The sequence below is a fragment of the Corynebacterium tuberculostearicum genome, from assembly GCF_022347385.1.
In the GTDB taxonomy this organism is placed as follows: Bacteria; Actinomycetota; Actinomycetes; order Mycobacteriales; family Mycobacteriaceae; genus Corynebacterium; species Corynebacterium tuberculostearicum_M.
In genome coordinates this window covers 42628-64839 of record NZ_JAKRDT010000011.1, presented here as the reverse complement: position 1 = coordinate 64839, position 22212 = coordinate 42628, and the positions used below count along the sequence as shown (strand labels likewise).

The window sequence follows — 22212 nt, the reverse complement described above, 5'->3', positions numbered from 1 at the left end:
CCTGCAGCGCCACCCTCGGTGCGGCAGCAGCGGATCTTAGTAGGGCAAACGCCTGCGTGGACAACTCTGCTGGCCTAAACTCTTGTAATTGTTGAAACCTGCACTACCGGAGATTCATTCAGCATGTCACCTCATCAGATCAAGCGCCTCAATAACTCCCGCTCGCTGCCACTGCGTCTGGCAACGGGTGGCGTATTGGGCACCCTGGCCGTCGGCGGCGTGGTAGCCGTTGCGGCACAAAAGGACGTCACCGTGGACATCAACGGCGACAAGGTGGAGTTGGCTACCTTTGCCAAGGATGTCGACGGCGCGCTGGAGGCAGCCGGCGTGCAGGTGAGCGAGGAGGACATCGTCTCCCCGGCCCCGTCCGAGTCCGTGGGTGATGGCGATGAGATCTCCGTGCGCACCGCCAAGCCAGTAGCCGTGACCATCGATGGCGTGCAGCAGCAGCTGTCCACCACCGACCTCACCGTTTCTGACCTGCTGGGTAACCTCGACGGCGTAGTCAAGGGTGCTTCTGTGAAGTCCGGTGATGCTGACGTGGACGAGGACGCCCAGCTGGAAGAGGGCATGGACCTTGAGGTTGTGTCCCCGAAGATCGTCAAGATTAATGATGGCGGCAAGGTAACCTACACCAAGATTGCCGCTAAGACCGTTGAGGACGTCCTCAAGGCCCGCAATATCGACGTTGATGACGATGACCGCGTCTTCCCGTCCAAGGAGACCAAGGTTACCGAGGGCATGTCCATCAAGGTGGACCAGGTGTCCACCACTACCTATGACTCGGAAGAAGAGTTTGACGCTGAGCCCAACTTTGTCGATGACCCGGAGCTGGAAGAGGGCACCGAAGAAGTCCGCGAGGAAGGCGTTAAGGGCAAGCGCGTTATTACCCACAAGCTGGTAATGAAGGACGGCGCTAAGGAATCCAATGACGTCATCAAGGAAAAGGTGACCGTCAAGCCTAAGGCTGCCACCATCGCCCGCGGCACCAAGAAGGCCGAGGAGGAAAAGCCGGAGGAGGGCGGCAACTCCGGTGCTGCTGCTCCGGCGGTGGCCGATGGCTCCGTATGGGATTCCATTGCACAGTGTGAGGCTACCGGTAACTGGGCCATTAATACCGGCAACGGCTTCTCTGGCGGCCTGCAGTTCACCCCATCCACCTGGGCAGCATTCGGCGGTACCGAATACGCGCCGGAGGCATGGCAGGCTTCCCGCGAGCAGCAGATTGCCGTGGCAGAAAAGGTGCAGGCCGCGCAGGGCTGGGGTGCATGGCCGGCATGTACTTCCAAGCTGGGCCTGCGTTAAACCGCAGTGCTTCTTGGCCGCACACCCATTGTGGTGTGCGGCCTTTTTGTCTCTTCTACTAAGTTAGAAGGCATGACTAATTCCACCGGCGCCGCGCTTTTGGGCCCCGTAGAGATCCGCGCCCTCGCGGAGAAGCTCGACATCGTGCCCACGAAGAAGCTGGGGCAGAACTTTCTGCATGACCCGAATACCATCCGGCGTATCCTCGCCGCGGCGGAGCTGGAGCCCACAGATCGCGTCCTCGAGGTGGGCCCCGGCTTGGGATCGCTGACCCTTGGCTTGGTTGAGGCCGTGGAGGAGGTGACTGCGGTAGAGATCGATTCCCGTTTGGCCGCTCAGCTGCCCGATACCGTGGCCGAGCGCGCCCCTGAGTATGCACACCGCCTGCGCGTGGTGGAAAAGGACGCGTTGCGCGTGACGGGTTCTGACGTCACGGAGCCGACTGCCCTCGTGGCCAACTTGCCGTATAACGTCGCTGTACCGGTCCTGCTGCACTTGCTAGAGACATTTCCCTCCATTCGCCGCGTGCTGGTGATGGTCCAGCTGGAGGTGGCGGACCGTCTCGCCGCCCAGCCGGGCAGCAAGGTTTATGGCGTGCCCTCGGTCAAGGCGGGCTTTTACGGCAAGGTCTCCAAGGCCGGCACGATTGGCAAGAACGTCTTTTGGCCGGCGCCCAATATTGAATCCGGGCTGGTGCGCATCGACGTCTTTGAAGATGCTCCTTGGCCGATCACCGATGAGTCGCGGGCTAAGGTCTGGCCGGTTATCGACGCCGCCTTTGCCCAACGCCGCAAGACCCTGCGCGCGGCATTGTCCGGCCACTTTGGTTCGGGTGCCGCCGCTGAGGAGGCCCTGCGAGCGGCGGACATCGATCCGAAGCAGCGCGGCGAGAAGCTCGCCGTGGAGGACTTCGTACGATTGGCAGGAATCTAAATGAGTGCACCGCTAGATAACGAACCATTCGTTTACACCGCCCGCGCTCACTCCAAGGTCAATATCCACCTCGGCGTGGAGGAACCGCGCGAGGATGGGTTCCATGAGCTTGCCAGTGTCTTTCAGTCTTTGGAGCTGCATGACACCGTGACGCTCACGGACTTGGGTAACCCCGAGGTGGATAAGCCGCGCATTCAAGGCTTAAAGGTTACGGGTCCTCATGCACAGGGTGTGCCAGAAGACTACACGAACTTGGCGTGGACTGCGGTAAACCGCATCATGCAGTACCTATACACCACCCGTGGGCCGAAGGCGCTGCCGGAGGTAGCGCTGGAAATCCACAAAGCCATCCCTACCGCCGGAGGCATGGCGGGCGGCTCTGCTGATGCGGCAGCCGCGCTGCGCTTAGCCGAGCGCTGCTATGGCGGCTACTACGGCATCGACTCGGTGGGTGAGCCGATCTTGGACGCGCTGGGCGCGGCGTTGGGCTCGGATGTTCCCTTTACCTTGCTGGGTGGCACCGCGCTCGGAACGGGGCGCGGCGAGCAGCTTACCCCGATGATGGCGCGCGGTACCTACCATTGGGCGCTTATCGCCTCGGACCGCGGGCTCTCTACCCCGCAGGTCTTTCACAAGCTGGATGAGATGCGAGAAAAGGGTCGCGGCGGCGAACCGCACATGGATACCGCGGCGGTATCGCAGGCACTGATCTCGGGCGACCCGCACCGGGTGGCAGAGCACTTGCATAATGACCTGCAGCCGGCGGCGCTTTCCCTGCGCCCGGACCTGCGCAAGACACTGGAGGCGGGTGTGGCCGCCGGAGCACTTGCGGGTATCGTCTCCGGCAGTGGTCCGACCTGTGCCTTCCTCTGCGCTGGGGCAGAGGAGGCTAGGGAAGTCGTCTCCCAAGTGACGGTGGAAATTCCCGGAACCAAGGGTGTGGCTACCCATGGTCCCGCTAGCGGCGCCGTGGTGCTGTAGCTAGAGCACCGTCATCTCGGTGGGCTCGATGTCGAGGTCGAAACGGTTGACTTCCTTTTCTTGGAGGAGGTCGATGACCACGAGCTGCTTCTTCTGGGCGTCGGTAATAAAGGCGTAGCCATCGGCAGCCTGCAGGATGGGCCCCGGCTGCTGCCACTCCTTATTTTCTTTCCACTTGGAGATGGCATCGATCTGCGAGGTGATTTCCCCGGAATCCGGGTCGATGATGTTGAGTTTGCCGTCGGTGGTGAGCACCAGTGCCTCGCCCAGCGGGCCGCGGGCCAGGGAGCGGAACCAGTAGGAAGCATCGAGCTCAACCTTCTTGGCGGAAAAATCCTTGGCATTCACCAGGATCACGGAGGTGGGGCGTTCGAGCTCTGCATCCTTGTCGGTCTTATTATCGGCCAGAATGACATCGGATTCCTCCGAACCGGCAGCATTGCCGGAGCGCTGGTATCCGCCTGCTCCGGCATAGGCGGAGGCGTCCACCTTGTGGAACTTTGTGCCATCGAAGACTACAGGGCCGTCCTCGCAACCGAAGAAGATATTGCCGTTACCAGCGGCGGCCTCGCCGTGCACGCCAGGGCACTTGGTGGTTTCAGTAAGGACCTTGCCCTCCTTATCCAGATGCTGGATGGTGTGGCGCTCGTCCTCGGTGCCCTTGGTAACGACTACCGAGCCATCCTTCAGCGGTACGGCCACGCCGTGGTGTGCGGCCCCCGTATCTACGGTATTGACCGGCTGGGCATCGTCTTTGCCGATGTCTTCGGTCTTGTAAATTCGTGCTACGCCATCACCATCGGAAAATAGTGCGGTGAAGCCGTCGTGGTGGACCACGTGGCCTGCATGCGGTGCCTTAATGGGGGCGTCGCCAAGCGAAGGCTCAGCGGTGTAGTAGTGGTTGTGATCGCCGTGGCCCTTGGTAATGCGGCCTGTGTCGTAGGTAAGAAAGCTATCGCCTTTGGTGACCACGACGTGGCGGTCATCGCCCGCATCGCTCAGGCGCAGGAAGGCATTCATCTTGTCTTCGCCGATTACTTTGCCCGTTTTGGCGTCATAAGCGCTCAAGCCGTCTGCATGGGAGATAACGATGCGGGTGGGCAGCTGGGCTACCTCGGTTTCTCCCTCTTCGGCTTCAAAGCCTTCGTGCGAGTGCCCGGCGTGGTCATGGCCGTGCTCGTGGTCATGCTCATGGTCGTGGTCATCCTCATTGTGCGCGTGCTCGTGGGAGTGCAGAGAGTCCTTTTCTTCCTCGGTAGGAGCAGAGCAGGAAGCGATGGCTACCGCCGCAGCGGATAGCACGGCGCAGAGAGAAAGTGTGTAATGCTTCATACATTGGCAGAGTATTGGACCTGAAAATCAATAGCAATAGGTAATAGAAATGCGGGGGTATGTGCAGGGAGGTATTAAGATGGACACTCGTTATGGCAAACCTGATTAACCTCGAGCAAGTCAGCAAAACTTATGGATTAAAAACCCTCCTAGACGGGGTATCCCTAGGTGTGCAAAGCGGCGATCGCATCGGCATCGTCGGCGTTAATGGCGGTGGCAAAACCACCCTGCTGGAGGTGCTCACAGGCATCGAGCCGCCCGACGCCGGCCGCGTATCCCATACTTCTGATTTGCGCATGGCTGTGGTCACGCAGCGCTTTGACCTGCCCGATGAGCTGACCATCGCGCAGGTGATTATTGAGCCGCTGGAATTGGAGACCTATGAGTGGGCCTCCAATGCCAAGGTGCGCGATGTCTTAGGCGGGCTGGGCATTGTAGATCTTGGGCTCGATACTCCGGTGGGTTCGCTCTCCGGTGGCGAGCGTCGCCGCGTGAACCTGGCCGCCGCGCTGGTGCAGGATTTGGACCTCGTGGTGCTCGACGAGCCGACCAACCACCTCGACGTGGAAGGCGTGCAGTGGCTCGCGGACCACCTGCTCAAGCGCAACCTGGCCGTGGTCGTGGTCACCCACGATCGCTGGTTCCTCGATACCGTGGCCACGTGGACCTGGGAGGTACACGATGGCGTGGTCGATACCTACGAGGGCGGCTACAACGATTGGACCTTTGCCCGCGCCGAGCGTGCTCGCCAGGCCGATGCCATGGAACAGCGCCGCAAGAACCTCGCCCGCAAGGAGCTGGCCTGGCTGCGCCGCGGCGCACCGGCGCGTACCTCTAAGCCGCGCTACCGCATCGAGGCCGCCGAGGCGCTGATCTCTGACGTCCCGGAGCCGCGCAATAAGGTCGAGCTCATGGCCTTTTCCAAGCAGCGCCAAGGTCGCGTGGTTATCGAGCTAGAGGATGCCACCGTGCAGTCCCCGGACGGTCGCACTTTGGTAGATCACCTCACTTGGCGCCTAGCCCCCGGCGAGCGCATCGGTTTGGTGGGTGTTAATGGCTCCGGCAAGACCACCCTGCTGCACACCCTGGCTGGCGAGTACGAGCTGGCGGCCGGCAAGCGCATCGAGGGCCAAACCGTGCGCCTCGGTTGGCTGCGCCAGGAACTCGATGACCTAGATCCGGAGCGCCGGCTTATCGACGCCGTCGAGGACGTCGCCACCTACGTTCAGCTCGGCAAAAAGGAGCTTTCCGCCTCCCAGCTGGCCGAGCGCCTGGGATTTTCCGCCAAGCGTCAGCGCACCCCGGTAGGCGACCTCTCTGGTGGCGAGCGCCGCCGCTTGCAGCTCACCCGCGTACTGATGGCCGAGCCCAATGTGTTGCTGCTGGACGAGCCCACCAACGATCTCGATATCGATACCCTGCAGGAGCTGGAGTCCCTTCTAGACTCCTGGCCAGGCACCCTGGTGGTCATTTCGCACGATCGCTACCTCATTGAGCGCATCGCGGATAACACCTACGCGCTCTTTGGCGATGGCAAGCTCACCAACCTTCCCGGCGGCATCGACGAGTACCTGCGCAAGCGCGCCGCACTTGAGGCCCAGCAGAGCTCCGGTGTGCTCAACCTGGGAGAAAAGAAGGCAGACAACGCTGCACCGAAACCAGAAAAGAAGCTCTCGTCCCAGCAAGAGCGCGAAATCACCAAGAAGATGAACGCGCTCGAGCGCAAGATGCAGAAGTTAGAAAAGGCGGCCGCGCAGATCAATGAGAAGATGGCCACCGCCGCGGAAAAGGTTGATACCCAGGCCTTGACCGAATTGGACGGAGAGCTAAAGGAAAACCGCAGTGCCTACGAGGAATTGGAGATGGAATGGCTGGAGTTGGGGGAGAAGCTCGAAGGGTAGAAGCCCGCATCGCCGATATTGTCAGCCACCTCGACCTGTGGGGCATTATCGGCGCCGCAGCGCTATTTACCCTGGGGCTTACCCCATCCATTCTGCCGCGCGATTGGCTCTACCAAGGGCTCGTTTCCGGCATTGCCGCAGGGCTCGGCTATACGCTGGGCATCGCCCTCAAGCTCGTGTGGTACCGGCTGGTGGTGCGCTATGTGGCGCCTCGGCATGCCTGGCTTGATGCCACCACGTGGCCAGCTCGGCGCTACCGCCTCGTCTCCCGCATCGCCACCGCCACTTTTGTGGTGTGGATGATAGGCTTCGCGATCTTTGCCGTGCGGTGGCAACGCCAACTCGCAGATACCCTGTCCGCACCGGCACCCACCATTGCCAGCTATGTGCTGGTGGTTCCGTTGGCGCTTGCGGTATTTACCGCCTTCCTTTTCATCCTGCGCGTGCTGCGCTTTTGCGTGCGCTGGCTTTCCAGCCACTTCCCCCAGCGCTTCCGCGCTGCCTACCGCGTTGTGGGCGCGGTACTCATCGTGGCTCTGGTGGGCACGTACACCGTGGAAAACCTCATCCCCGGCGCCATTGTGGGTGTGGGGGAGAGAATCTTTACCGCCCAAAATGCCGAACCCGATCCCGCGACGCAGCGTCCCACGTCTGCTGAGCGCAGTGGCTCCCCAGACTCCCGCGTGGACTGGAATGGGGTGGGACTGCAAGGCTCGCGTTTCCTCTCCTCCGGTGCGCACCGCGCGGAATTGGAAGAGGTAACCGGAAAGCCCGCTAAAGAACCCATCCGCGCCTATGCCGGCCTGGGCAATCGCGCCTCCAATGAGGAGCGAGCGCAGCTGCTTATCGACGAACTCGAGCGCACCCACGCCCAAGACCGCAAGGCCCTGCTTCTCATTATGACCACCGGAACGGGATGGGTGTCGTCCTACTCCGCACAGGCCTTCGAGCTGCTCTACGGCGGCGACACCGCCATCGCGGCCGCCCAGTACTCCGCCATGCCCTCGGCCCTGCATTTCCTGTCCGGCGGTGGTCAGGTAGAACGCGCCGGGCAGGAGTTCATAAACCCCATCGTGGACTGGTGGAACGGCCTGCCGGAGGACAAGCGCCCGAAGCTCTACCTCTACGGCGAATCCTTGGGCACCACGGGCATTGAAGCGGCCTTTTCCGGGGTGCGCGATATCGCCAATTCCGTCGACGGCATCTTGTTGACGGGGCCGCCGCACTTTAATCGCTTGCGTACCCAGTTTGTGGAACGCCGCGACCCTGGCTCTTCTGAGATTTCCCCTGAATACGCCGGCGGCCTCGTCGTGCGCTTTGCCAACGATGACGCGCAGGTGCGCCAATGGGGCACGGTGCCAGAAGAGGAGTGGGGACGCACCCGCATGCTCTATATCCAACACCCCTCGGACCCGGTGGCCTGGTGGTCGCCACAGATGGCCTTTAAGGAGCCGGATTGGATGCGCGAGCGGACCCCGTATTCTGCCGAGCGCGTGATGCAGTGGATACCCATCATCTCCTCCCTCCAAGTAGCCGCCGATCTGCCCGGCGCAAAGGACGTACCCGATGGACACGGTCATAACTACGGGGCATCGGTGCTCGACGGCTTTGCCGCCATCGCTGGTCCAGACGTGGCGGGAGCTATCGATCCAGATGAGCTGCGCCGCGAGTTTGCCGCGCTCGACGTCGGGATCTACTGAGCGCTCCTTAGCCAAACAGGGCAGCGATGGCCAGCATCGCAGGAAGCGACAGGAATGTAGTGAGAAAGACCGTATCTCGAGCCACGGTTTCTCCTACCTCATAGGTAGCGGCATAGTTATACACATTCTGCGCCGTGGGCAACGCCGCCAAAATCAACGCCGCGTATAGCTCCGCCCCGTCTAGGCCCAGCGCTGCGCCCACGGCCAGCGCGACAGCGGGCATGCCCACCAACTTCAACACCGTCGCGGTAATGGTGGGCAGACGGTCCTCCTCCAACAGCCCGTCGCCCTTTAACGAGGCACCAAAGCTCATCAGGATCATAGGAATGGAAGCGCCACCCAAAATCTCCAGCGGCTTCATCACCACATCCGGTACCTGCCACTGCGCCGCGGAGACAATAAATCCCGCCACCGCAGCTAACACCACCGGCGCGGTAACCCCCGAGACCACGGAGCTCCATATCGATCGCAGGCTCGTGCCCTGCGCATTAAGCCCTGCAATGATAAAAGGGGAGAGCACCGCCATCTGGAGAACTAATGCCGGGATGACGTAGGTGGCATCACCAATGACATAGGTGGCAATGGGCAGGCCAATATTGACCGAGTTGTAATAGCTCGCCGCCGCGGCACCCGCCATGGTTTCGGCGCCGCTGCGTGGAAAAAGTAGGCGGCTGCACAGCCAATACAACAGCATGGTGGCGACGGACGCGGCGGCAATGACGGCCACCACGGGGGACGCAAACGCGGAGGTATCGGATGTAGCCACGCTGGAAAAGATGAGTGCCGGAGTAGCCGCCCAGAAGGCCGTGCGATTGAATTGCAAGCGCGCCTCGCCCTTGCCAATAACACCCCTGTGGGCCAGTACAAACCCGACGCCGATGACTACGAAAATGATCGCAAACCCGGTCAATACGTCCAGCAACAGTCAACAACCTTTCGCAGTACTCCAAAAATGCGCGGTGAGGATATTGTCCCACCATCCGTATTTCCCCAAGAACACAGGCACCATAACAAAGTGGTATCGAATTTCCTGCGCAGCCCGGAAACTCCTTCCAGACTGCCGGCCACTTATGGCACGGTGGAGGGCATGAAGCTTTCTCACCGTGCAACCGTAGCCGCCCTGTCCACCGCTCTTGTCATTACTGCTACTTCCACCATGGCCTCTGCTCAGCCGGCCTTGCCGCCGCAGATTCAGCAGGCTTCTTCGCAGGCTCAGCAGCTTTCTTCTGATCCTTTCGCTGCTGTGCAGGATTTCCGCCTCACCTTGCCACCGCAGGCTTATGAGCTGGCCGAGAAGTACAATATCTCGCTGCCAGAATTCCTGGCCAAGCCAGCGGGCCACGCGCCCAAGGCCGCTGGTGAGTTGGGGGCCGCCACCACCGCCCACCTCGAGAAGGCTGGGCACCGCAAGGACGCCCACGCGACCGCCATCGCCCAAGAATGGGCCAACCAGGGTGCCGCCGGCAAGCTCGACTACAAGGGCGGGGTAGCCCACGGCCTGAATCACAAGGACGAAGGACAGGGTTCTGTTCACCGCCTCACCGAGCAGCAGGCACAAGACCGCCTGAACTGGTTCAACCGCGATGTACCAGTCAATGCTGGGTCCCCACACGGCTTTGGCGTAGCAACTGCTTATGACGGAACCTACATCTACGTTGCGGAGTTCTTCCTCAACTAAGCCTTTTCTACTAGCCCCGATTTCACTGCATTCGTGGTCTTAATCTGCGACGATGACGAAGCTACACGGTGCCGGTAGAATCGGGGCATGATTTTGATCAACGTACAGTTCCACGTTAAGCCCGAATACGCAGAGACCTTCCTCGATGAAATCAATTGGTACACCGAGGCCTGCAATGCAGAGCCGGGCTGCATCGACTTCAAGTGGTTCCGCGATCCGGAAGATCGTCAGCGCTTCCTGCTGCTGGAGTCCTACGCAGATGGCAAGGACGTAGAGCACGTCCAGAGCGAGCACTTCCAGCGCTCCTGCGAGGAATTCCCGAAGTACCTCGTGGAAACTCCGGACATCATTAACGTTCACATCGAAGGCCGCACCGGCTGGGACAAGATGGGCGAGTTCTCCGTCGATTAATCCCAACGAATAAAGCTCGCCCTCTACCGCGATGTAGAGGGCGAGCTTTTTCTATGCCTAGGCGCACCAGCGCCCTTCGCGCTCACAGCGGATGCTACTGCCAGCGGAGCACACCTTCCGGTGAGCGCGAAGGGAGGGGAGGGAGCTAAGCGCTTTCCGACGCCCCTCCTCGCGCCTTTCATTGCTCTACTGCGGCACGCACTGCGAAGACACGGTCTTGTCGCCATTCGAGTACTGCTTTAGCGCATCGTAGAAAGCATCCGAGTACTCGCCAGCGCGTTCCGGAATCGGGTGAACACCATCGGAATAGAGGATTGCGGGGTCGCTCTGTGCATGTCCGCACCAGTCCGCGACATATACGTTGTCGTATTCCTTGGCTGCGTCGAGGACATCCTGTTGGGACTGGGCCATCCATTCGCGGTCACCATAGGGGACAGCCATGACAACGGTGTGGTCTTCGCCGATGATGTCTAGAGCTTCCTTGATCTGGTCCGGGAAGGCAGGGCCGTTAGTACCAAACCCGAGGAAGACGGTATCGCGCAGCTGGCCGGAATCCTTGAGCTGCTGCAGAATCTGGATACCCGCAGTGTAGTGGCGGGATACATCTGCATCGACGTAAATCTGCGGGAAGCGCTGCTTGAGGGCGCCACTAGAACCCAGCATCACGGAGTCGCCGATGGCGGTGATGTCTTTGCCCTGCGGCATCGGGCGGGTCTTCTTATCCTTCGCGTCAGCCTTATCGTCGTTGTCCTCAGCAGGCAGCTGTGGGGCAGCATCATTCGGCTGCGCCGGGGCATTATTGCTGCTCTGGTTCTGCTGCTGGAGCTGCTCCAACTGCTGCTCCAACTCGGTCTTATCGCTGGAGTTCACAACGCCGTAGACTACGCCGGCTATAGAGGCAATGACCAGGAATGGGACTACCGGCCACATGGTCTTGCCAAAGCCATCGCGCAATTCGCTAAATCCTGGGCGGGAGGACCAGTAGGTCTTCCACGTCTTCTTATAGCCGCCGCGGCGGAAAGGATTCTCAATGAACTGATAGGAAATCTCGGACAGAAGCAGCGAAATAGGCACGGCTACAAGGCCCAGAATCCAGGATCTATCGGAGTTCTGGTTGCCCTCGAAAAGCGCCTTGAGCATCATGATGACCGGCCAGTGCCAGAGGTATAGCGAGAAGGAACGCTGGCCAAACCAGCGCATGACCTTGGTCCTAAAGAGCGGGGTCATCGGGCCGTATTCGCGAACCACGCCCCACACCATCAGGACACCAAGCACGCTGGTGAGGAAGAGCCCACCCCGGTAGGTGATCTCCGCGTCATCCGGCATGAGGAATAGCTGGGCACCGTAGCCGATGAGCGCCAAAGTGCCGATGATTCCGGCGATGCGCGATTCGGCTTTGCCTGCCGCCGCCCACGAGTCCGCCTGTGGATCGGACTTGGTAGAAGTCATCAGCAAAGACAGCACGGCGCCAGTGAGCAGGCCGAAAGCATGGGTATCGGTGCCGTAGTAGACGCGCGTCGGGTCTTCACCCGGCACGTAAAGAAGCGCCATGGCCACGGCGGAACCGATAGCTAAGACTGCGGCTACGAGGATGGGAAGCCGGCGCGGCTTACGGCGAGAAATCAGGAAAACGCCAGTGATAAGAAGCGGCCAGATGACATAGAACTGCTCCTCCACGGCCAACGACCAATAGTGGGCAAAGACCTGAATCTCATTGTCCGCAAAGTAGGACTGGGAGGTGGCGATCTGGGTCCAGTTATTGACAAAGAACAGAGTTCCCAAGAACTGCTGGCGCAAGCCGACCGCGAGGTCCCCGCCTATCCATGCCACCAAAGCGGTACACATGACCAAGACGGATACTGCGGCCGGTAGGATGCGTCGGAATCGGCGCACCCAGAAGTCCTTCAGGCTGATTGTGCCGGAGGTGCGGAATTCGCGCACCAGCAACGAGGTGATGAGGAATCCAGAAAGGACGAAGAAGAGGTCAACGCCCAAGTAACCACCGGGAAGCAGGGAAGGGAAGAAGTGGTACAACACCACGGCAATAACCGCGAGGCCGCGCAGTCCATCCAGCCCCTTGACCTGGCGCAGGCGGGCGTGGCGCTTCTTCTTAACGACCTTGCTCTCAGGCGGCGTAGCCAGCGCTTCAGGGTCCTTGGCCTGCTTTTGTAGCGGATACTTAGACTTAGTATCTACCTGCGTTGCCGAGGCCTTCTGTGATGCTGGCTTCTGCGCAGCTTGTTGTGGCTGGCTCGGTGCGGCCTTTTCCTGTGGCTTTTCAGGGGCTGGATGTTGCTCCTTCGACGGCTGTGCCTTCTCCCGCTTTTTCTCTGCGGCAGCAGCGGCAGCGGCTGAACCCGCTCCGGCTGCTACAGCGCCTGTAGCAGCGGACTTTCCCTTCTGCGCAGGCGGCGTCTTTGGAGCTGCTTGAGGCTCGGCCTTGTTTGGCTGGGGCTGTTCAGTCTGCTGCTTTGCCTTGGGCTTTTGGGCAGCTCGCGACGGCTTTTGCTGCGCTGCGGAAGGAGTGCCCACCTGTTGTGATTTGCGGGCCAATCCGCGACTGATATCGGAGGGCTTAACCTGGGGGCGGCGCTTTGTTGCCTTCTTGGTCTTGTTCTGCGGCGTCGCTTCCTTTGCCTTCGGCTGTGGCTGTTGCGTCTTCGCCTCTTGCTTGGGCAGGTTGCCCTTAGAGGGTGCGCCTTGCTGCGATTTCGGCTGGACTACCTTGTTTCCATCCTGGGTAGTCTTGTTCTGCGTCGACCGAGCTTTCTGCTGAGAAGTATCGGCTGCAGTCTTTGGTGCAGTCACCTTCGGCTTGGGGGCAGTGGTGCCCTTCTTCGGCTTTGGAGAGCTAGGCGTCGAGGCCTGTGGGGCAGCCTTCTGCTTTGCAGTTTCAGGAGTACGCGCTGAGCCCTGGTCCTTCTGCGGTTGCGAAGGCTTAGACGGCTGCGCATTCTTCTTCGGCGCAGATTGCGGCTGTGGTTGCTTCTTTGCCGAGTTTGCCGGGACCCGCTTGGGGGAGTCAGGCTTCTGCGCTTGCTGCTGGTCTGTGGCCGGCTTGGTCTTAGCTGGCTGGGATTTCTGCGGCTGTGCCGGTTGCGGCGAAGCCTTCTTCGCGCTGGAAGAAGAGGATGGCTTGGAAGTTTGCTGCGGCTTCTGGGTAGTGGGTTGAGCCTGCTGTGCGGGCTTTACCGCGCCTTTCTGAGAGGGTTGGGTGACAGGCTTCGCGGCCGGCTTCGGGGAATTACTGCGGGTAGATGGAGTCTTTGGGGAGGACTTAGACGGGGTAGTACTAAAGCTTGCGCCGCGGCGCGGTCGTTGAACCGGTTCGTGCGCTTTGCGCTGCGGCTTCTTGTCCTGAGCGGGCGAGTCTGGTTGCTTTTTAACAGCTGCTTTGGGGGAGGATTCTGCCTTGTTTTGTTGTGCGGCGGTTGGCTTAGCGGAAGATTCTTGGGCTGCAGGCTTGGCTTTCGGCGCCTTGGCGGCAGGCGATGGCGAGGTCGACTTAGGCTGCTGCGGCTTTGCGGAAGTGGCCTTGCTTGCCTGTGGCTTTTCGGTGCTGGGGTGAGTGGTGTCCTTAGCCGCGGGCTTGGCGGCAGGCTTCGCATCCTTAGGCTTAGCAGCAGCAGGCTTGGATTCGGAAGCCTGTGCAGGCTTCGCCGGGGTGGGCTTGCGCGCAGGAGCCTGCTTAGCTTGTTTCGCGGACTCGCTGTCCTTAGTGGTGCGATCCTGGGGCTTGCCCTTCGGCTCGGTGGATTGTGCACCCGTGGTGGATTCAGTGTTGGCTGATTTCTGGGGCGCAGAATCCTTTTTATTAGGGGTCTGGGGCGCACTGGTAGAGCCAGCTTTGGGCTGTACTGGCTGATAGACCGGTGTGCGTGGTTCGTTCGAACGCCCAGGTTTCTTCTTCCCCAGCAGTGAGCGCAAAATTTGCTTCACAAAAACTCCCAAAGCACTACGTGTATTTTCTAAACGGACTATTTTAGCCTGCGCACCAGCACTTCTCCCCATGCGGGGGAGTTAAGGTGCGGCGCGCGGGGCGGAGGCGAAAATTCGAGTCTAAGACTCTTCGCTGTCAAAAAGCTGACGCAGAACTGTCATGACCCCATATTCGGTATTGGGTGGGGCAATGCGATCGGCGATTTCCTTCAACTTTGGGTGCGCATTTTCCATGGCGATGGCGGTGCCCGCCTCACGGAGGAGCTCATAGTCATTGAGGAAATCGCCAAAGGCGGCGGTGCGAGACATGGGGACCGAAAGGAGCTCGGCCATGGTCTGTAGTGCTACGCCCTTATTGACGCCAGCGGCCATGACATCGAGCCATACGGCGCCAGAGATGGCGATATTGTGTTCCGGTACGGCCGCAAGGAGGGGCTGGTGGAGGTGCTTTTCGCTGCCGTCGGCGCAGTAAGCGGCGATTTTGATGATGTCTGCATCCAGTAGCGCATCGAGGTCATCTACCCATTCCACTGACCTGTAGTACTTGGCAATTTCAGCACGGGCCTGTTCATCGGCGCCTTTGTGCACATAGGCGGTATCCGGCGTGCATAGCACTATGGTATGCGGGGTCTCGACAGACTGGAGTGCGGCCACGGCGGCGCGCACGGCTGCGCTGGGCAGGGTAGTGGCGCTAATGACGCGGTTATCGTGGACGACCACGGAGCCATTTTCTGCAATGAAGGTGTCTTCTTGCGGAAACATCTCTTGTAGGGTGGCGAGCTGGCGACCCGAGGCGGGTACTAGGGTGACGCCGAGCTGGTGGGCACGGGTGCTGATCGCGGCGAAATCTGGTGGAAGCTGGCCGTTGCCGTCCAGTAGGGTGCCGTCCATATCCAGGGCGATGAGCTGTGGGAGCAAAATTCCGAACCTATCTGTGAATTGGCTGATGGTGGATAGGCGCAAGCGTTCTGTGTCACACTAGGGGTTATGACTAATACTGCACCTATCGTTTCCTCAATCCGTAACCATACCGGAGTCATTGAGCTCAACCGCCCCAAGGCTCTCAATTCCCTCACCCCGGAAATGATCCACCTCATTGCGGAGTCGCTGGCGCAGTGGCGCGACAACGATGAGGTGGAACAGGTGCTGTTTACCTCGACTAGTCCCAAGGCATATTGCGCCGGCGGCGATGTTCGCTACGCCCGCGAAGGGGTCAAGGAGGGCAAGGTGGAGGAGGTCGATGCCTTCTTCGCCACCGAATACACGTTGAACGGTGATATCGCGGAGTATCCCAAGCCCATCGTTGCGCTCATCGATGGCATCGCTATGGGCGGCGGTCTGGGCATTTCTGCCCATGGGTCCCACCGCGTGGTTACGGAGAAAACCTTTGCCTCCATGCCAGAGATGAATATTGGCTATGTCACGGACGTGGGCATGGCCTATGCCGCCCAGCGGGCGGTGGGAACGCGAGGGAAGGCCTCGGCCGAGTTGGCGAAGTTCTGGGGGATTACCGGCTACCGCATGTATGCCGCAGACCTTGTATGGAGCGGGCTGGCCACCCACTATGTGGCGGACGGCGAGGCTTTTGCTAGTGCGGTTATTGAGCAGGGACTAGCCACGGCGCTAGCCCAGCATGCCACCGCACCTAGCGGCGAGGCCCCCTTGGCCGAGCTTATCGACGCCATCGAGGACGCCTTTTCCCACAACACCTGGCAAGACATTTCTGCGGCCCTGGAAAAGTACCCAGAACTAAAGCAACAGGTGGAAAAGCTGACCGCGCAGGCGTGCCCCACCTCCATCGTGGCGGCCATGGAGCTATTCCACGCCGAGCAGGAGTGCAGCAGCATCCGCGAGGCCCTAGATATGGAGACCAACCTGGGCGCCTATATGTACCGGCGTGGGGACTTTGCCGAGGGCGTGCGAGCGGTCTTGGTGGATAAAACCAACGATGCGGCATTTGAGCCTGCCGCGCTTGCCGACGTCGACGTGGACGCCCTCCGCAGCGCCCTACACCTCCACCCCGCGAAATGATCCATAGGCGGCGCGGGCGCGATCGGTGTTGATCCATGAAGGAGGGGGAACCGCCAACGTCGCTTCGGTGGCAGCTGGGGTCGGCTCCGGGAGGTGCAGCTGTGGGGTATCGAGGAGGACGAGGCCCACGCGGGCGTCGGCAAGCGTAGTGCCCGCCAGCGTCCAGATCCCCAAAATGGGCAGAGCAAGGTGCGGTAGCTGGTGCTCGCGCGCCAGCTGAAGCGGAAGGTGCGGGCGAACCAGTTCGGGCACGGCCTCGTCGATGCCAAAGCGCGCTAGGTTTCCTGCCAACCGCGCCGCCGTGGTGTCCTTGAGCTGCGGATCTGCCCAAGCCCACGTGAATTCCTCGTCCGAAATGGTCGCGATAAGCACCGCATTGGCCGTCATCTGCCCGCCACGATAGGACACCGTGGCGGTGGCCTTATCCACATCGAGTTCTACCGTGGCATCTGGGAAGCTGCCTTGGAAAAACATTTGGTTTTCGGTGCTTAAGTAAAAAGCATCCTCTAGGACGCGCGCGGCCGCTAAGCCAGGGGTGATGCCGGAAATCTTGTGTACTTCGGGGCTTGCCTGCTCAAAACGCACTGTGGTGCCATCAGAAAAATGCAGGTAGGGCTCTTCCTCGGTGGACTCCATATCCAGGTAGCGGGCAAGTGCGAGGGCCGGCCCCTTCTCGTCCGCTTCCGCGCTGCTGTGCTGGAGACCCCGCAGCAAGGTCTGGCGAAAGTCCAGGTAAGGGTGGAAATCTACCGCAACAATGGCCACGTGCTCGCCCTGCTGGGCGCGCAGTACCGGCATGGTGCCCACGATGAGGGAGGCATAAGCAACCATTCGGTCAATGTCTGCGGTGGCCGTACTTGACTGCGGAAGGTCAGCAAAGTGCTCGGTCGCGGCGGTAGTCCAGTGCCAAGTGCCTGCGGCGATGACGGCCAGGCGCACGCCGCGAAAATCCGCCACGTGCTGCGCGGAGCTTACCCGTACCTCCACGAGTTGGTCTGTGGCATAGCTTCCTTCGCTATCGCCAGCCGAGGGGCCGAGGAAATTGAATTCCACATCGGTCGCCTCCCCGATGCGGTCTTGAAATGCGGCATTAACGCCCGCTTGAATGAAGCGGGCGTCTTGCGCGGTGCTCGATATAGGGGCTGTCTTATCCATAACTATTGCCGAGCATACGGATTAAAGCGCCCATTAGGCTAGCTAGTCGATGGCACGCACGGTGGCAAAGGCTGTGCGAACTATCTCATGCTTTGTGTGAGCGTCCAGTGATTCTTCGGCCTGGGAGCGGCGGTGGATTTCTTTCATGCTCATCGCACTGGCACCCGCACACGCTTGGAGAATGACCGCGATTTCAAAGCGCGACTTATCTGGGGCGCGTTGGTGGAAAGCTTCCAAAACTTGGTCAGCTACGACTTGGAATTGTTGGCGCTCTTTCGAGGTATGGCTCAAGTTTTCTAAAGCCTCGCCAATGGTGAAAAGAGAGGTAAAAGAATGTAGCTCTTTGCCCTCGTTTTCGGTGGCATCGAGCGTTACTTGTTCGAGGAATTCAGAAATGGATGAATTAGGAAAAACAGTGGGTACTTCCTTGGAAAACTTGGCAAGCACATCGGTGCTAAAGGACAGTAGCGCATCAGCCACCGAGGAGAAGTAGTTGTGAAAGGTGCGCGGGGAAACCCCGACGGCCGCGGTGATGCCGGAGATCGTGGCGGCTTCGGCACCGCCGTCGAGGACGAGGCGCGCTGCCGCATCGGCCATGGCCTGACGCGTAGCTCGCTTCTTTTCTTCGCGCAGACTAGTCACGGTGTGTCTCGCCTACCTTTTCTCGTTGGGTGCGCAGGAGTTCCTCGCGGTCGGAGTGCAAGGCCTCGCCTTCAATATCCATGTTTGGCGTGATCTTATCCAACCAGCGCGGGAACCACCATGCCTTTTTGTCCAGCACAAACATGGTGGCGGGGATGATCATCATGCGGACCACGAAGGCGTCGATAAGCACGCCCGCAGCCAGGGCAAAGCCCATGGTCTTAATGAACGGCTCGTCCATCAAGATGAAGGCGGCAAAGACGGAAATCATAATCAGTGCTGCGGCCGTGACCACGCGGGCGCCGTGCTTAAAGCCATTCGAGGTGGCGTTGCCGGCCGTCTTGCCATTGACAAATCCCTCACGCATGCGGGTCACCAAGAAGACCTGATAGTCCATGGCTAGGCCGAAGGTAAGACCGATGAGCATGATGGGCAGGAAGGAAAGCAGCGGCTGCGGGTCGTCGACGATGCCGAACATGCCTTCTTGCCAAATGGCCACGGTGATGCCGAAGGTTGCGGCCATCGACAAAGCGAAGCCGGCCGCGGCGATGAGCGGCACCCAGATGGAGCGGAAGACCAGCATCAAGACGATGAAGGCTAGGCCCAGCACGATGGCTACGTATGGGATAAGCACGTTATTGAGGCGCTCAGAAATATCATCGAAGATCGGGGTGATACCGGTAATGCCGTAGGAACCGCCGGTCTTTTCAAACTCACCCTGGTAATCGCGCAGGTGGTTAAGGGTTTCGGTGGTCTCCTCATCGGTTGCGCCGGTGGTAGGCGTGATCATGATTTGGGCAGCATCACCGTTGTCAGTGGTCTGCACGATCTGGGCGTTTTCTACGCCGTCGTTGCCATTGATCTCCTGCAGGAGGTCCTGGAAGGCCGGCATGCGGTCCTGCTCAGGGACGTCGGCCGCATCAACGAACGCGATCATCGGGGCATTGCGGCCAGGGCCAAAGGCGTCTGCCGTGATCTCATAGGCCTCGCGCTGCGGGGTGCCGGGCTTTGCGGTGCCATCGGTGGGCATGGCCAGGCGCAGCTGGGCAAATGGTACGGCCAGGATGCCCAGCAAGACCACACCCGCGATAAGGTGCAGCCACGGGTGGGCACGCACGCGGCGAACCCAGCGCAGGCCCATGGTGGGCTTTTCGTCTTCTGGGTCTGGAACCTTGGGGCCAGGCACGCGGCCAGCGAAGATCTTGGTGCCCAAGAGTCCAAGCAGGGCGGGGATGAAGGTATTGGCAACCAATACGGCGATGATGACCGTAGCCGCAGCAGCGATGGCCATGGTGCCCAGGAACGGGATGCCGATAATGGTCAGCGCGGCCAAGGCGATGACCACGGTGGTGCCGGCGAAGACAACGGAACCGCCCGCGGTGCCCAGCGCCATGCCCATGGCGTGGGCACGGGTGGCCTTATCCATCTTCTTGAGCTCTTGGGCCAGTTCCTTTGGCGAAAGATCGTTGAGGCCAGAGGAGGTGATGAGCTCGTTGCGGAAGCGGTTGACAATAAACAGCGCGTAATCGATGCCGACTGCCAGGCCAATCATGGAGGCCAATGTCGGGGTCATATCGGAGACGGTATCCGTAAAGACCGTGGATACCTGCACGCCGAGGATGCCGATGCCCACGCCGATGACGGCGGAAATGAGCGGCATGCCAGCGGCCACGAAGGAACCGAAGGTAATCAGCAGCACGATCGCTGCGACGATGAGGCCGATAATCTCGGCGCTGCCACCCATCTCTTGGCCAGCGGAGCTAAATGCATTGCCCTGGTACTTCACCGTGAGGTCGCCCTCGTCGTACTTGTGGAGTACGTCCGTGACCTTGGTCATGTCCTCTTCTGGGATGTCCATGACGGTTTCCGCATCAAAGGTGATGGTGACGGTGCCGGTGGACTTATCCTCGCTCAGAGGGGAGAGCTGCTGCAGATTCTTGTGAATCTGCTTGTCTGGCATGTGCTGGGCCTTCATCTTTTCGCCCATTTGTTTCTCCATACCGGCTGCAGCCATCACTGGGCTGACCAGTTTTTCCTGGTCCTTGAGCGCGCCAGTGTCCTTGAGCTCACCAAGGAGGTCATCTACCTCGCTGGCCACCTGCTTATCGGTGAGGTTTTTCCCCTCCGGCGCTTGGATGACCACGGTGCCCTCGGGAGAGCTCATGGCATCGGTGTCTTGGCCGAAGCGCTCCATCATCTTGTCTTGGGTGGTGGTGGAGTCCATTTCCGGCATGGAGAAATTAGGGTTGGGGGCCTTGGCAAAGCCGGCGGTAAGTCCCGCCATGGCCACCAAGACGATGAGCCAAAACGCTAGGAATGGCCACACCTTGCGGTAGGACCAGCTACCTAGCCGGTAGAGGAATTTAGACATAAAAATGTGCTTTCTTGTGCAGTATGCGTGCAATGCTCTGCGCGCAGGTAACAGCGACTATGGAATCCGCGGGGAGAAGTTTTCACCCCGTGCGAAACATTGCATAGTGTAGACAAAATTGCAGAACGTGCGCAAAGACCGGTGCGGTGGACCATAGGAAGCTGCGCGTGAAAGATGGGGCTTGTGCCCTCGGGCGTATCGGCGATGGCGGCATGGGGCGGTAGACTGACCGGCATGCTCCACGCCGTTAGTTTTGCCCTCCTGGATTCCGTCAATGCCTTACTCATCGGAATCCTCGTGGCCATTGGCATCATCTTGCCCCGCGGCAAGTACCGGCGCATTGCCGCATTAGTGGTGGTAGGAGACTGGATTGGCGTCCTCGCCGCAGCGGCCGTGGTGATGTTTGTGCTGCTGGGAGTAAAAGATCAGATCGAGGCCATTTTGAGCTCGCCCGTTGCCGGCTGGGTACTTGTCGCAGTGGGCATCGCGGTGGGGTTTGGCTCGTGGCGCTCTCAAGGCCAGCCCAATGCCTTAGTAAATCGACTGCTCGAGCCGTTGCGTACTCCATCGCTGTTTACCGCGATCATCGGTTTCATCATGGGCGTGGTGCAATCGCTGACCTCGGTGCCGTTTTATTACGGGCTCATGCACCTGGCTACCGAAGATGTCGCTCCGGCCGCTCAGTACGGCGGCTTGGTGTGGTACGCCAGCTTGGCGCTATCCCTGCCCACCATCTGTGGCCTTTTCATTGCGGTGGTGCGAGCCCATCCCGAATCGGCCGCCGGCCGTCTTTTTGCCGCGGCGCGCGCCAATAGCACTCAGGTGGCGCTCTTCGGCGGCTACCTCGTGGCGGTCTTCCTCATCCTCATGGGCGTGCTTTCCCTTTAACCAAAGGTGACCTCATCCAGGCTCAACGTCACATCGGATTGGCTGCGCGCGCAGTCCACGTAGCGGGCAGCATGCGCAATGAAGGCCTGTGACTCTTCCGGGCTGAGCTCACGGCGCACCTTGGCCGGCACGCCGGCGGCAAGGCTGCGCGGTGGAATAGTGGTTCCTTCCAGCACCACGGCGCCCGCCGCGATGAGCGAGCCGGTGCCAATAGTGCAGCGCGAGAGCAGCGAAGAGGACATTCCCACCAGGGAACCGGCCTCCACATGCGCGGCATGGACCATTGCCATGTGTCCCACCGTGACATCATCTTCTAATACGCACGGGGTGTCCTCTTCTACGTGGAAGACGCAATTGTCCTGGATATTGCACCTAGCACCAATGCGAATTGCGCCCACGTCGCCGCGCAGCACGCTGCCATAAAAGACGGAGGAATCCGGGCCGATTTCTACATCACCAATGATGGTGGCGTTAGGGGCGATCCACGCACTGCGGTGGATGCGGGGCTTCTTTCCAGCACAAGGCAAAAGCAGCATGTCAGTCCTTTCCAGGAAACTATTCCACCACTACGGCTAGGGCGGGGGAAAGCTCGTAGTCGCCGGGGTAGGGGAGGTGGTCTACGAGGGCGTCGGCAAGCGCGGGCGTAAGCGGAATGACCCAGCCGCGCCGGGGATCTTTGATGGGCAAGGCATCTTTTTTCACGGCGGGAAAATGCACCGTCGTGGTGGGAGAGGCCAATGTAGCTGACTCGCGGGCGCGGGCTACCTCGCAAAGCACTTCCGCGCCGGGCTGATTAGTGACCACAATGATAAGCGGGCCAGCGGTGTGGATTTCCAGTTTTTCTACCCGCGCGGTGGGGGCGGTGAAATCGGGGTGAGCTAAGCGCGGGGGCTGCGCGCCGGTAAGTCGGGCGAGGGCGTCTTTTAATCCCATAAGCCTTTAGTC

General features: G+C 60.3%; 18 protein-coding genes. 9 read left to right on the top strand and 9 right to left on the bottom strand.

The features are described 5' to 3' along the window. Positions 1-123 precede the first annotated feature (123 nt). The 3 genes from MHK00_RS07785 to MHK00_RS07775 all read left to right on the top strand — a co-directional run bounded on the left by MHK00_RS07785 (position 124) and on the right by MHK00_RS07775 (position 3219). The gene (locus MHK00_RS07785; protein ID WP_179386241.1) at positions 124-1305 is read left to right on the top strand and encodes a resuscitation-promoting factor; all 1182 of its coding nucleotides are present in this window, start codon (positions 124-126) and stop codon (positions 1303-1305) included. Between the two features lie 72 nt (positions 1306-1377). Next, complete coding sequence (gene rsmA, locus MHK00_RS07780) at positions 1378-2238, top strand: 16S rRNA (adenine(1518)-N(6)/adenine(1519)-N(6))-dimethyltransferase RsmA (RefSeq protein ID WP_250411112.1); 861 nt, start codon at positions 1378-1380, stop codon at positions 2236-2238. Next, the gene (locus MHK00_RS07775) at positions 2239-3219 is read left to right on the top strand and encodes a 4-(cytidine 5'-diphospho)-2-C-methyl-D-erythritol kinase (protein WP_200435989.1); all 981 of its coding nucleotides are present in this window, start codon (positions 2239-2241) and stop codon (positions 3217-3219) included. On the opposite strand, the gene MHK00_RS07770 is transcribed toward MHK00_RS07775, so the two are convergent. Next, positions 3220-4551 (bottom strand): hypothetical protein, encoded by a 1332-nt coding sequence (locus MHK00_RS07770; RefSeq protein WP_250411109.1) that lies wholly within the window; start codon positions 4549-4551, stop codon positions 3220-3222. A 92-nt stretch (positions 4552-4643) separates the two neighbouring features. Here MHK00_RS07770 and MHK00_RS07765 point away from each other — a divergent pair, with 92 nt between their 5' ends. Both MHK00_RS07765 and MHK00_RS07760 read left to right on the top strand, forming a co-directional pair. Continuing rightward, on the top strand, positions 4644-6452 hold the full coding sequence (locus MHK00_RS07765) for an ABC-F family ATP-binding cassette domain-containing protein (RefSeq protein ID WP_150850828.1): 1809 nt from the start codon (positions 4644-4646) through the stop codon (positions 6450-6452). Beyond that, complete coding sequence (locus tag MHK00_RS07760) at positions 6419-8152, top strand: alpha/beta hydrolase (protein ID WP_250411107.1); 1734 nt, start codon at positions 6419-6421, stop codon at positions 8150-8152. Before MHK00_RS07765 ends, MHK00_RS07760 begins: the two co-directional genes overlap by 34 nt. A 7-nt stretch (positions 8153-8159) precedes the next feature. On the opposite strand, the gene MHK00_RS07755 is transcribed toward MHK00_RS07760, so the two are convergent. Further along, complete coding sequence (locus MHK00_RS07755) at positions 8160-9074, bottom strand: AEC family transporter (protein WP_250411104.1); 915 nt, start codon at positions 9072-9074, stop codon at positions 8160-8162. A 165-nt stretch (positions 9075-9239) separates the two neighbouring features. On the opposite strand from MHK00_RS07755, the gene MHK00_RS07750 reads away from it, so the two are divergent. Both MHK00_RS07750 and MHK00_RS07745 read left to right on the top strand, forming a co-directional pair. Continuing rightward, complete coding sequence (locus MHK00_RS07750) at positions 9240-9830, top strand: hypothetical protein (RefSeq protein WP_250411102.1); 591 nt, start codon at positions 9240-9242, stop codon at positions 9828-9830. Positions 9831-9917: 87 nt separating this feature from the next. After that, complete coding sequence (locus tag MHK00_RS07745) at positions 9918-10241, top strand: putative quinol monooxygenase (RefSeq protein WP_005323747.1); 324 nt, start codon at positions 9918-9920, stop codon at positions 10239-10241. Positions 10242-10427: 186 nt separating this feature from the next. Here the strand turns inward: MHK00_RS07745 and MHK00_RS07740 are convergent, their stop codons facing one another. Next, a complete protein-coding gene (locus MHK00_RS07740) occupies positions 10428-14180 on the bottom strand; it encodes an acyltransferase family protein (RefSeq protein ID WP_250411098.1) in 3753 nt (1250 codons plus the stop codon). 120 nt (positions 14181-14300) lie between these two features. Next, positions 14301-15098, bottom strand: a complete 798-nt coding sequence (locus MHK00_RS07735) for an HAD family hydrolase (protein ID WP_285439615.1) — start codon at positions 15096-15098, stop codon at positions 14301-14303. Positions 15099-15167: 69 nt separating this feature from the next. On the opposite strand from MHK00_RS07735, the gene MHK00_RS07730 reads away from it, so the two are divergent. Beyond that, entirely contained in the window at positions 15168-16211 is a 1044-nt protein-coding gene (locus MHK00_RS07730; RefSeq protein ID WP_250411093.1) for an enoyl-CoA hydratase/isomerase family protein, read from the top strand. Here the strand turns inward: MHK00_RS07730 and MHK00_RS07725 are convergent. The 3 genes from MHK00_RS07725 to MHK00_RS07715 are packed head-to-tail and all read right to left on the bottom strand — an operon-like array spanning position 16188 to position 20379. Next, a complete protein-coding gene (locus tag MHK00_RS07725; RefSeq protein WP_250411090.1) occupies positions 16188-17366 on the bottom strand; it encodes a DUF6882 domain-containing protein in 1179 nt (392 codons plus the stop codon). The two genes, MHK00_RS07730 and MHK00_RS07725, sit on opposite strands and share 24 nt — an antisense overlap. A gap of 42 nt (positions 17367-17408) precedes the next feature. Next, on the bottom strand, positions 17409-18008 hold the full coding sequence (locus tag MHK00_RS07720; RefSeq protein ID WP_005323737.1) for a TetR/AcrR family transcriptional regulator: 600 nt from the start codon (positions 18006-18008) through the stop codon (positions 17409-17411). Beyond that, positions 18001-20379 (bottom strand): MMPL family transporter, encoded by a 2379-nt coding sequence (locus MHK00_RS07715; protein WP_005323735.1) that lies wholly within the window; start codon positions 20377-20379, stop codon positions 18001-18003. Before MHK00_RS07715 ends, MHK00_RS07720 begins: the two co-directional genes overlap by 8 nt. Before the next feature lie 234 nt (positions 20380-20613). Between MHK00_RS07715 and MHK00_RS07710 the strand changes: the two genes are divergently transcribed. Next, positions 20614-21267, top strand: coding sequence for a membrane protein (locus tag MHK00_RS07710; RefSeq protein ID WP_040425133.1), 654 nt, complete (start codon positions 20614-20616; stop codon positions 21265-21267). Here the strand turns inward: MHK00_RS07710 and MHK00_RS07705 are convergent. Next, positions 21264-21803: a gamma carbonic anhydrase family protein gene (locus MHK00_RS07705; protein WP_250411087.1), complete on the bottom strand. Its 540-nt coding sequence runs from the start codon at positions 21801-21803 to the stop codon at positions 21264-21266. The genes MHK00_RS07710 and MHK00_RS07705 overlap by 4 nt on opposite strands. A 19-nt stretch (positions 21804-21822) precedes the next feature. Then, positions 21823-22200, bottom strand: coding sequence for a hypothetical protein (locus MHK00_RS07700; protein WP_250411085.1), 378 nt, complete (start codon positions 22198-22200; stop codon positions 21823-21825). Positions 22201-22212 lie beyond the last annotated feature (12 nt).

What these genes read in the sequence shown, in the direction of transcription:
- MHK00_RS07785 (WP_179386241.1), top strand. Translation starts at nt 124, where the DNA reads ATGTCACCTCATCAGATCAAGCGCCTCAATAACTCCCGCTCGCTGCCA.
- rsmA (WP_250411112.1), top strand. Translation starts at nt 1,378, where the DNA reads ATGACTAATTCCACCGGCGCCGCGCTTTTGGGCCCCGTAGAGATCCGC.
- MHK00_RS07775 (WP_200435989.1), top strand. Translation starts at nt 2,239, where the DNA reads ATGAGTGCACCGCTAGATAACGAACCATTCGTTTACACCGCCCGCGCT.
- MHK00_RS07770 (WP_250411109.1), bottom strand. Translation starts at nt 4,551, where the DNA reads ATGAAGCATTACACACTTTCTCTCTGCGCCGTGCTATCCGCTGCGGCG.
- MHK00_RS07765 (WP_150850828.1), top strand. Translation starts at nt 4,644, where the DNA reads ATGGCAAACCTGATTAACCTCGAGCAAGTCAGCAAAACTTATGGATTA.
- MHK00_RS07760 (WP_250411107.1), top strand. Translation starts at nt 6,419, where the DNA reads ATGGCTGGAGTTGGGGGAGAAGCTCGAAGGGTAGAAGCCCGCATCGCC.
- MHK00_RS07750 (WP_250411102.1), top strand. Translation starts at nt 9,240, where the DNA reads ATGAAGCTTTCTCACCGTGCAACCGTAGCCGCCCTGTCCACCGCTCTT.
- MHK00_RS07745 (WP_005323747.1), top strand. Translation starts at nt 9,918, where the DNA reads ATGATTTTGATCAACGTACAGTTCCACGTTAAGCCCGAATACGCAGAG.
- MHK00_RS07730 (WP_250411093.1), top strand. Translation starts at nt 15,168, where the DNA reads ATGACTAATACTGCACCTATCGTTTCCTCAATCCGTAACCATACCGGA.
- MHK00_RS07725 (WP_250411090.1), bottom strand. Translation starts at nt 17,366, where the DNA reads ATGGATAAGACAGCCCCTATATCGAGCACCGCGCAAGACGCCCGCTTC.
- MHK00_RS07715 (WP_005323735.1), bottom strand. Translation starts at nt 20,379, where the DNA reads ATGTCTAAATTCCTCTACCGGCTAGGTAGCTGGTCCTACCGCAAGGTG.
- MHK00_RS07710 (WP_040425133.1), top strand. Translation starts at nt 20,614, where the DNA reads ATGCTCCACGCCGTTAGTTTTGCCCTCCTGGATTCCGTCAATGCCTTA.
- MHK00_RS07705 (WP_250411087.1), bottom strand. Translation starts at nt 21,803, where the DNA reads ATGCTGCTTTTGCCTTGTGCTGGAAAGAAGCCCCGCATCCACCGCAGT.
- MHK00_RS07700 (WP_250411085.1), bottom strand. Translation starts at nt 22,200, where the DNA reads ATGGGATTAAAAGACGCCCTCGCCCGACTTACCGGCGCGCAGCCCCCG.